The 10,032-nt window shown below is 73.0% G+C and carries 8 protein-coding genes and 1 pseudogene; 8 read left to right on the top strand and 1 reads right to left on the bottom strand.

The features are described from left to right. The 7 genes from NJ376_RS27040 to NJ376_RS27010 all read left to right on the top strand — a co-directional run. A partial coding sequence (locus tag NJ376_RS27040; protein WP_252956469.1) for a TIGR03016 family PEP-CTERM system-associated outer membrane protein occupies positions 1 to 1,691 on the top strand: 1,691 nt, incomplete at its 5' end. An 11-nt stretch (positions 1,692 to 1,702) separates the two neighbouring features. Continuing rightward, positions 1,703 to 2,662: an AAA family ATPase gene (locus NJ376_RS27035; protein WP_252956468.1), complete on the top strand. Its 960-nt coding sequence runs from the start codon at positions 1,703 to 1,705 to the stop codon at positions 2,660 to 2,662. Then, positions 2,659 to 3,531: an XrtA system polysaccharide deacetylase gene (locus tag NJ376_RS27030; RefSeq protein ID WP_252956467.1), complete on the top strand. Its 873-nt coding sequence runs from the start codon at positions 2,659 to 2,661 to the stop codon at positions 3,529 to 3,531. The genes NJ376_RS27035 and NJ376_RS27030 overlap by 4 nt, the downstream gene beginning before the upstream one ends. Positions 3,532 to 3,541: 10 nt before the next feature. Beyond that, positions 3,542 to 4,588, top strand: coding sequence for a FemAB family XrtA/PEP-CTERM system-associated protein (locus NJ376_RS27025; RefSeq protein ID WP_252956466.1), 1,047 nt, complete (start codon positions 3,542 to 3,544; stop codon positions 4,586 to 4,588). 193 nt (positions 4,589 to 4,781) lie between these two features. Beyond that, a complete protein-coding gene (locus NJ376_RS27020) occupies positions 4,782 to 6,020 on the top strand; it encodes a TIGR03087 family PEP-CTERM/XrtA system glycosyltransferase (RefSeq protein ID WP_252956465.1) in 1,239 nt (412 codons plus the stop codon). Beyond that, entirely contained in the window at positions 6,017 to 7,513 is a 1,497-nt protein-coding gene (xrtA, locus tag NJ376_RS27015; protein ID WP_252956464.1) for an exosortase A, read from the top strand. Before NJ376_RS27020 ends, xrtA begins: the two co-directional genes overlap by 4 nt. Positions 7,514 to 7,634: 121 nt before the next feature. After that, on the top strand, positions 7,635 to 8,594 hold the full coding sequence (locus tag NJ376_RS27010; RefSeq protein WP_252956463.1) for an NAD-dependent epimerase/dehydratase family protein: 960 nt from the start codon (positions 7,635 to 7,637) through the stop codon (positions 8,592 to 8,594). Positions 8,595 to 8,788: 194 nt separating this feature from the next. Here the strand turns inward: NJ376_RS27010 and NJ376_RS27005 are convergent, their stop codons facing one another. Next, positions 8,789 to 9,589, bottom strand: a complete 801-nt coding sequence (locus tag NJ376_RS27005; protein ID WP_252956462.1) for a phytanoyl-CoA dioxygenase family protein — start codon at positions 9,587 to 9,589, stop codon at positions 8,789 to 8,791. 222 nt (positions 9,590 to 9,811) lie between these two features. On the opposite strand from NJ376_RS27005, the pseudogene NJ376_RS27000 reads away from it, so the two are divergent. Then, positions 9,812 to 10,032: pseudogene (locus tag NJ376_RS27000) on the top strand (tripartite tricarboxylate transporter substrate binding protein); the annotation flags it as partial.

Below are 10,032 nucleotides of genomic sequence, written 5' to 3'. Positions count from 1 at the left end.
CCGCGCGCCCCGGCCAGGCCCGGCGGTGGCGGCTCGGTGCCGGACCGGGCGCCGCGCTCGGCGCTGCCCTGGCCTTCGCCAGCCCCGCCTTCGCCCAGCTCGCCGTCCCCGGCGGGGAGGTCCGGCTGGATGCGGGGCGGGGGGAAGGCAGCGCGGGCGGCAGCACCTTCTCCGCCCCCGCCCTCGACGATATCGGGTTGTTCGATACGCCGCTGGCGCGCGCCGGGGCGTGGCCGTCCGGCCCCGGCAGCGGCGGCACCGCCGCCGGCCCCGGCCGCGCCTGGGCGATCGAGCCGAGCCTCGGCCTGACCCTCACCGGCACGGACAATGTGCGCAACACGGCGCGGGACCGGCGCGCCGACGGCTATCTCAGCCTCAGCCCCTCCATCGTCGCCTATGGCGATACCGGGCGCTTCCAGGGCCGCCTCACCTACACCCCCTCGCTCCGCCTCCATGCGGAGGACACCCGATCCAACCGGGTGGACCACCGGTTCTTCGGCAGCGGCCAGGCGACGCTGGTGGAGGACCTGCTCTACCTCGACCTCTTCGGCAATGGCTCGGTCAGCGACGTGCAGGGCAGCGCGGGCAACAGCGCCGGCATCGACGGCAACCGCACGGTGCAGACCACGGTGTTCCAGGCGGCGCCCTATCTGGTGCACCGCTTCGGCGGCGATGCCGTGGCGCAGCTCGGCTACAGCATCCGCAACGTGGTGCAGGACGGGCGCAGCGCCTTCCTGCCCGGCAGCACCACCCCCTACTTCAAGTCGGAGGAAACGACGACGCAGGAGGTGTCGGCGACGATCCGCTCGGGGGAGAATTTCGGTCCCCTCGCCCTGCAGGCCCACGGCACCGGCACTACCTACAGCGGCACCAGCGCGCTCGCCGGCGCGCACCGCTACACGGGCGGGGTGGAAGCCCGCTACGCCCTCACCCGCTGGTTCGCCCCGCTGGTGGAGCTGGGCTATGAGGACCAGCGCTATGGCGGCACCCGGCCCTTTGCCATCCAGGGCCTGACCTGGGCGGTGGGCGCGCGGCTGACGCCGGGGCCGGACAGCACCATCCTGCTGCGCTACGGCCGGCATGACGGCTTCGAATCCTTCAACCTCAACGCCAGCATGCTGCTCGGCACCCGCACCTGGCTCAGCGCCCGCTACACCGACCAGATCGGCACCGCGCCGCAGCTTGCGGCGGACCTGCTGAGCAGCGCCCGCACCGACGCGCTCGGCAATCTGGTGGACGGCTATTCCGGCGGGCGGCTGGTCGCCCCCTTCGGCAGCGGCATCCTGGCGGCACAAAGCGCCATCACCCGCAACCGCCGCGGCACGCTGGGGGTGACGCAGACTTGGGAGCGGGACAGACTCAGCCTCAACCTGGTCTTCGATGAGCGGCTGCCGCTCTCCGCCGCCCGCGGCACCACCGCCTTCGCGCAGAAGAGCCTCTCGCTCACCTTCGGCTGGACGCGGGCGCTGGATCCCGAGACCACCGGCTCCGCCTACGCCACGATCGGCCGCAGCCAGCGCGAGGGCGCCAGCAGCTCGGATTTCTACACGCTGCGCCTCCGGCTCAACCACATGCTCACCGCCTCGCTCAGCGGCTGGGCGGAATACGGCTTCAGCTACCGCGGCAGCGACCTCTCCGGGGGCGACACCGTGCAGAACCTGTTCATCATCGGCCTCCGGCAATTCTTCTGAAGGGCGGCGCCATGCAGATCGACTTCTACGGCTTCCGCGAGCATCCCTTCCTGATGACGCCGGATGCCCGGCTGTTCTACGCCAGCTCCGTCCATGCCCGGGCCTATGCGCATCTGATGTACGGGCTGGCGCAGCGGGAAGGCTTCGTCGTCATCACCGGAGAGGTCGGGGCGGGCAAGACCACGCTGGTCGAGCGCCTCTGCGCCGAGCTGGACCCGGAAGGCTTCGCCATCGCCCGCATCGTCACCACCCAGCTCTCTGGCGACGACCTGCTGCGGCTGGTGGCGGACAGCTTCGGCGCGCAGCCGGAGGGCGACAAGGCCACGGTGCTGCGCAGCGTCATCGCCGCGCTGCGGCATGCGGAGAAGCGCCACCTGCTCATCGTCGACGAGGCGCAGGGGCTGACGGCGCCGGCGCTGGAGGAGCTGCGCATGCTCTCCAACATCACCCAGGGCGGCCAGGCGGTGCTGCAGACCATGCTGCTCGGCCAGCCGCAGCTCCGCCGCACCATGGCGAGCCCGGATCTGGACCAGCTCCGGCAGCGCGTCCTCGCCTCCTACCACCTCGGCGGCCTCTCGGCCGAGGAGACCACCGCCTATGTCGAGCACCGGATGCGCGCCGTCGGCTGGGACGGCAGGCCGCATTGGGAGAAGGCGGCACTCGAACTCGTCTTCCGCCACAGCGACGGCATCCCCCGCCGCATCAACCGCCTCTGCTCCCGCGTGCTGCTCGCCGGCGCGCTGGAGCAGGCGGAGGTGATCTCCGGCCCCATGGTCGAAGCCGTGGCGCTGGAGCTGGCCGAGGATCTCGGCGGCGATGCCACCGCGCTCTCGCCCCAGCTGCGCTTCGACCTCGGCGCCACGCTGGACGACCTCAGCCAGCGCGTCGATGCGCTGGAGCAGAGCGTGGCGCGGCGGGAGCGCGTGCTCAACCGCATGGCCGAGCTGTTCGGCGGCGAGGCGCGGCGATGAGCGGCACCGCGCCCGCTGCCCCCCTCAATGCCATGAGCATCGATGTGGAGGATTGGTTCCAGGTGCAGAACTACGCCGGGCTGATCCCCCGCGCGCGCTGGGACAGCCTGCCCCGCCGCGTCGAGGAGCGGACGCGGGAGGTGCTGGACCTCTTCGCCCGTGCCGGCATCCGCGCCACCTTCTTCACCCTGGGCTGGGTGGCGGAGCGCCACCCCGGGCTGATCCGCGACATTGTCGCCGCGGGGCACGAACTCGCCAGCCATGGCTATGGCCATGAGCGGGTCTTCGAGATCGGCGCCGACCGCTTCCGCGAGGATATCCGCCGGGCGAAGCACCTGCTGGAACAGGCGGGCGGCGTCGCCGTCACCGGCTACCGCGCCCCCACCTTCTCGGTGAATCCCACCGCCACCCCCTGGGCGCATGCGGTGCTGGCGGAGGCGGGCTACCGCTACTCCTCCTCCATCTTCCCCGGGCCGCGCGCCGGCGGGCCCGTGCCGCTGCAGCCCTGGCGCCCGCATCCGGACGGGGTGGTGGAGCTGCCGATGACGGCGCTCCGCCTCGGCCCCGCCTGCCTGCCGGTCTCGGGCGGCGGGCCCTTCCGCGCCACACCGCATCCGCTGTTTGCCGCGCTGCTGCGCCGGGTGAATGCCGAGGGCCGGCGCGGCATCTTCTACTTCCACCCCTGGGAGATCGACCCCGACCAGCCGCGCGTGCCGGGCCTTTCCGCGACGAAGCGGCTGCGGCATTTCCTCGGCCTCCGGCGGATGGCGCCGCGGCTGGCCCGGCTGCTTGGCGACTTCGCCTGGGCGCCGGTCGAGGCGGTCTTCGCGCCGGAGCTGGCCGCGCCCGCGCCGGCCCGGGCCGCCTGAGCGCCGCGCCATGGCCCTTCGCATCCACAGCCTCGAGGACCGCGCCGCCCCGGCCTGGGACGCCTTCGTCCAGGCGACGCCGGCGGCCAGCTTCTTCCACCTCTCGCCCTGGGCGCGGGTGATAAGGGAGGCCTTCGGCCACACCACCCACTACGCCTATGCGGAGCGGGATGGCAGCATCCTCGGCGTGCTGCCGCTCGCCCGCATGCGGACGCGACTGTTCGGGGACAGCCTCGCCTCCACCCCCTTCTGCGTCTATGGCGGCGCGGTGGCGGTGGAGGAGGAGGCGCGGCTGGCGCTGGAGGCCCATGCGCTCGACCTCCAGAAGAAGCTGAGCATCCCCTGCCTGGAATACCGCCGCTTGGAAGCGGCTGATCCCGGCTGGCAGGGCCGCCCGCCGCTCTACTTCACCTTCCGCAAGCCCATCGTCCTGACCGGCGACGATGCCAAGGACATGCAGAAGAACATCCCGCGCAAGCAGCGCGCGGAGGTGCGGAAGGCGATCGAGCGGTTCAAGCTCACCTCCGTCTCGGATGGCGACACGGACCGGCTGCACCGCATCTATGCCGAGAGCGTGCGCAACCTCGGCAGCCCGGTCTTCCCGCGGCGCTATTTCCGCCTGCTGGGCCAGGCCTTTCCCGGTGCGCATGACGTGACGACGGTGCTGCATGAGGGCAGGCCCGTCGCCGCCGTGCTGAATTTCCATTTCCGCGACCAGGTGCTGCCCTATTACGGCGGCGGCACGCGGGACGCGCGCGGGCTTTCCGCCAACGACTTCATGTACTGGGAAGTCATGCGCCGCGCCGGGAATGAGCGGGGCGCGACGCTGTTCGATTTCGGCCGCAGCAAGGCCGGCACCGGCGCCTTCGCCTATAAGCGCAATTGGGGCTTCACCGAGGAGGAGCTGCATTACTGCTACCGCCTCGCCCCCGGTGCTGCGATTCCGGAGAACAACCCCAACAACCCGAAATACAAGCTGGTCATCGCCGCCTGGAAGAAGCTGCCGCTGGCGGTGGCCAATATTCTCGGCCCGCCCTTGGTCCGGGGACTCGGCTGATGCGGAGGAAAACTCTGGGAGCTCCGCCCCCAAGCCCCCGCCGGGGCCAGGACCCGGCCGCGGACCCCGGCCTGAATTTCAGCCCCGACGGTTCAACCTGCCAACTCACACCGGGGTCCGGGGACCGGTCCGGTCCCCGGCGGGGTGCAGGGGCGGAGCCCCTGCCCAGGGCTTGGGGGCGGAGCCCCCATCCATGAAGCGCCTCCTCTTCCTCTCCCACCGCATCCCCTACCCGCCGGAGAAGGGGGAGAAGATCCGCGCCTGGCACATCCTCGACCATCTGGCCCGGAGCTGGGCGGTGGAGGCCGGCTTCCTCGTGGATGACCGTGCCGACCTGCAGCACCTTCCGGTGCTCGCCCGGCGCTGCGCCCATGTGGAGTGGCGCCCCGCCCTCTCCCGCTTCGGCACGGCCGCCCGCGCCCTTTCGCGGCTGCGGCCCGGCCTGCCGCTCACCCTCGGCTGGTTCCACCATCCCGGCCTCTTCGCCTGGGCCCAGGCGGGCCTGGCCGCCGGGCGCTACGATGCCGTCCTCGTCTTCTCCTCCGCCATGGCGCCCTATGCCATGGGCCCCGCCGCGCGCCGCCCCGGCCTCCGCCGGGTGCTGGACATGGTGGACATCGATTCCGAGAAATGGGCCGCCTACGCCCAGGGCGCCGCCCCGCCCATGCGCCAGGTCTGGGCACGGGAGGCCCGCACCCTGCTGGGTTTCGAGCGCCGCGCCGCCCGGGAATTCGACCGTACCCTGCTGGTCTCGGCAGCCGAGGCCGCCCGCTTCGCCGCCCTGGCGCCGGAAGTCGCGCCCCGCCTCGCCGCCCTCGACAATGGCGTGGACCTGGCCCGCTTCGACTCTGCGAGGGACTGGCCCAACCCCTTCCCGCGCCCCGCTCCGGCCCTCGTCTTCACCGGCAGCATGGGCTACCGGCCGAATGTCGATGCCGTCACCTGGTTCGCCGAGGCGATCCTGCCCCGGCTGCGCGGCCGCCCCGGCCCTATGCCGGAATTCTGGATCGTCGGTGCCAACCCGGCGCCCGCCGTCCAGGCCCTGGCCAAGCTGCCCGGCGTGACCGTCACCGGCACCGTGCCGGATGTCCGCCCCTACCTCGCCCATGCCGCCTGCGCCGTGGCCCCGCTGCGCATCGCCCGGGGCATCCAGAACAAGGTGCTGGAAGCCATGGCCATGGCCCGCCCGGTGGTCGCCACGCCGGAAGCGCATGAGGGGCTGCGGGCCACAGCCGGGCGCGACCTGCTGGTGGCCGTGGGGGAGGATGCCTTCGCCGCCGCCATCGCCGCCGTGCTGGCCGGCGCCCATCCTGGCCTCGGCGCCGCCGGCCGTGCTGCGGTGATGGCGGGGCATGACTGGGCGGGCTGCCTCGCCCCGCTCGACGCCCTGATGCACCCCCCGGAGGCGGCCGCCGCGCCGATCGCCGCATGAGCCAGCCCCTTGCCGCCTCCATGCCTGCCCCGGCGCCGGCGGCCAGCGCCGCCGAGTGGCGCGGCCCACTGCTCTGGCTGGCCGGCGCGGTCCTCACCCTGGCGCTGGTCTTCCTGCCGGAAGGCATGGCGGCGGTGCGGGTCTGGAACGCCTCCACCGCCTACAACCATTGCTGGCTGGTGCTGCCCATCGCCCTTTGGCTCGCCTGGCAGCGCCGCTTCCGCCTGGCCGGGCTGCGCCCGGCGCCGGAGGCCCGGTTCGCCCTGCTCGCCCTGCCTCCCGCCCTCGCCTGGCTGGCGGCGGAGCGCCTCGGCCTCATGGAGGGCCGGCAATTCGCCGCCCTCGGGCTGCTGGAGGTGGCGGTGCTGGCCATCCTGGGCTGGCGGGTCTTCCGCGCCTTCGCCGCGCCGCTGCTCTACCTCGTCTTCCTCATCCCCTTCGGCGCCTTCGCCGTGCCGGCGCTGCAGCAGGTGACGGTGAGGCTCATCGAGGTCTTCCTCAGCCTCACCGACATCCCCTTCTACATCGACGACCTGCTGATCCAGATCCCGGAGGGCGATTTCCTGGTCGCCGAGGCCTGTGCCGGGCTGCGCTTCCTCGTCGCGGCGCTGGCCTTCGGCGCGCTCTACGCCGCGACGATGTTCCGCAGCCCCGGCCGCCGCCTCACCGTCATGCTGCTGGCGCTGGGGGTGCCGATCCTCGCCAACGGGTTGCGCGCCTTCGGCATCGTCTGGCTGGGCCACCGCCTGGGCAGCGCGGAGGCGGCGGCGGCGGACCACCTGATCTATGGCTGGCTGTTCTTCTCCGCCGTCATCCTGCTGCTGATCCTGGCCGGCCTGCCCTTCCGGGAGGATGCCGCCGGCCCGGCCCCGCTGCCCCCCGCCCCGCCCGGACCGGCCGCGCCGCCGGCCGCCGCCACCGCCGCGGGCGCGCTGCTGCTGGTGCTGGCGCTCGCCGCCCCCACCCTGGCCTATGCGCTGCAACGCGGCGGGCGGGTGGCGGAACAGGCCCTGCCCCTCGCCCCCCTGCCCGGCTGCGCCGTGGCGGAAGGCGGGCTGGCACTGGAGTGCGACGGGGCGCGGCTCACCGCGCGGCTGCTCGCCTTCCCGGCCGGCGCCACCTGGTCCGCCCCGGCCGGCGCCCGCTTCGCCGGCTTCGCCACCACGGATGACGACGTCACCTTCGGCCTGTCCCAGCCCGGCCTCGCCCGCTGGAGCGCGCGGCAATCCCGCGGCGGGGAGGGGGTGGTGGCCAGCGGCATCTGGGTGGCGGGGCAGCCGAGCGGCGGCGGCCTCGCCGCCCGGCTGGACCAGGCGCAGCGCAGCCTCGGCCTGCGGCCGGGGCGGCCGGTGCTGGCCCTGCTGCGGCTGCAGCCCGCCCCGGGCGGCGAGCCGGGAAGCGCGGCGGAACGCACGCTGATGCTGCGGCTTCTGGAAGCCCAGGGCGAGGCCATCGCCCGCGCCGCCGCCGCCGCCAGCGAGACGGCGCGATAGGGCGCGATCGGTCGAAGTCGGACCGACCGAAACCGTGGATCGCGCGACCGAAGAATGCGCCGGGGCGGGATGGGTGAGCGAAGCTCGGCCGATCCCGCTCCGGCGGCGCAAGGAGGACCGGATGGCAAGCTATCTCGTGACCGGTGGCTGCGGCTTCATCGGCTCCCACCTCACCGCCGCGCTGCTGGCGGCGGGGCATGCGGTGCGGGTGCTGGACGACCTCTCCTCCGGCCATCTCGCCAACCTCGCCCCGGGGGCCGAGCTGATCCAGGCCGATTGCGCCGACCGTGCCGCGCTGCGGGATGCCATGGCGGGGGTGGATGGGTGCTTCCACCTCGCCGCCATCGCCTCGGTGGAGCGCGGGCGGCGGGATTGGGCGGGCACCCACCGCGTCAATCTCAGCGCCACGGTGGCGGTGCTGGAGGCGGCGGTGGCCGAGGGCAGTGCCCGCGGCGGGCCGGAGGCGGTGCCGGTGGTCTATGCCTCCTCCGCTGCCGTCTATGGGGAGCCGGCCTCCCTGCCCCTGACGGAATCGGCCGCCACCAAGCCGCTCTCCGCCTATGGCGCGGACAAGCTGGGCTGCGAGCTGCATGCCCGGGTCGGCGGCGTGGTGCATGGGCTGCCGACCACGGGGCTCCGCTTCTTCAACGTCTTCGGGCCGCGGCAGGACCCGTCCTCACCCTATTCCGGCGTGATTTCCATCTTCTGCGAGAAGCTGGTCCGCGGCGAGCCGGTGACCATCTTCGGCGATGGCGGCCAGACGCGGGACTTCATCTTCGTCGCCGACATCGTGGCGGGGCTGATCGCCGCGCTGCGCCATGCCTCGCCGGCCGGGCCGGTGTTCAACCTCTGCACCGGCAGGCCCGTCTCGGTGCGGGACCTGGCTGAGGCCATCGCCGGGCTCTGCGGCACGCGGCTGGAACTGCGGCATGCGCCGGCGCGGAGCGGGGAGATCCGGCACTCGCTGGGCGACCCGGCGGCGTCACGCGCGGCGCTCGGCCTCGGGGTGCCGGTGGCGCTGGAGGATGGGCTGCGGCAGACGATCGACTGGCTGCGGGCGGGACGGCCGGGACTGCGGTAGGTCAGCGGCTTTGCCCCCGAACCCCCACCGGGCCAGGACCTGGCCGCCGGACCCGGTCCGAGTTTGGACCCGTGGGCTGAGCCTGCCGCCTCACACCGGGGTCCGGGGAGGGGGCTCCTCCCCGGCGGAGGTGCAGGCGGCAGCGCCTCCTGCCGGGGCCCGGGGGCGGAGCCCCCACCCTGCCCCCGCACGATCTACTCCGCCGCCTGCCGCCAGCGTCTTGCATATTCGGTCAGCGCATCGTCCGGCACCGGCTGGATCGGCGTGAAATCCTGGTGCGCGATCCAGTCCGGCCGCGTCGGCTTGCGGATGTGGTTCGAGACAGCATTGAGCGTCAGATAGACGATCTTCCGCGGATAGGGCGTGATGTTCGGCGCGGAGCCATGCACCAGATTGCCGTGGAACAGCAGCACCCCGCCCGGCTTGCCGGTCGGCGCGACGATGCCGCCCTCCTGCACCAGCCGCGTCACCGTCTCGTCGTCGAGCGTCCAGAGCGGGTAGCTCGTCGTGCTCACATCATGCCCCGCCTCCAGCGTGCCGTGCTTCTGGCTGCGCGGGATCAGCATCAGCGGCCCGTTGATCGGCATCACCTCGTCGAGGAAGACGGAGATGTTCATCGCCCGCGGCTCCGGCATGCCGTCGTCGCGCGCCCAGGTGCCGTAATCCTGGTGCCACTGCCAGACATCGCCGGTGAAGGCCGCCTTCGCGTTGATCTTGAACTGGTGCATGTAGAGCGGTTCGCCGAAGATCTGCTCCACCGGGCGGACCAGCCGCGGATGCGCGCCGAGGATGCGGAAGGCCTCGTTGTAGGTGTGCGCGGCGAAGGCGGTGCGCGGCGCGCCGGATTTCTCCCGCCAGATCTCCGGCCGCTGCTCGGCATAGATCCCCTCCGCCTCGGCGCGCAACGCGGCCACTTCCTCCGGTGTGAAGGTCTCCGGCAGGAAGAGCCATCCTTCCCGGTGGAATTGGTCGATCTGGTCGGCGGAGAGCTGCATGGCCCGTCCTTTCCCTCTGGCGTTTCCCCCGGAGCAGATCGCCGCAGGGCGGCACGCCCCGAGGCGTAAATCTGCTCCGCCAATGATTGTCCTGGTGACCCGAAGCCGAAGGGCCCAGGTCGCCGGGACAAGGCTACGCCCGCCGCCCCGCCGCCAACAAAGCCTTTCCGCACCCTGCGCCGGGACGGCAGGATGGGGCCAAGACTCCATGGAGGAGATTCCATGCCCGCATCGCTCGGCCGCCGCGCCGTGCTCGCCCTGCCGCTGGCCGCCCCCGCGCTGGCCCCCGGCCTGGCCCGCGCCTCCGATATCGGCTGGCCCACCCGGCCCGTCCGCATCGTCATCTCCTGGCCGCCGGGGGGCGGGGCGGATATCCCGATGCGCCTCGCCGCCCCGGCCATGCAGCAGGTGCTGGGCCAGACCCTGGTGCTGGAGAACCGGGC

Source organism: Siccirubricoccus soli (genome assembly GCF_024178315.1).
GTDB classification, from domain to species: Bacteria; Pseudomonadota; Alphaproteobacteria; order Acetobacterales; family Acetobacteraceae; genus Siccirubricoccus; species Siccirubricoccus soli.
Note: the sequence above shows the minus strand (reverse complement) of the source record. Positions and strands in the feature narration are given on the sequence as shown.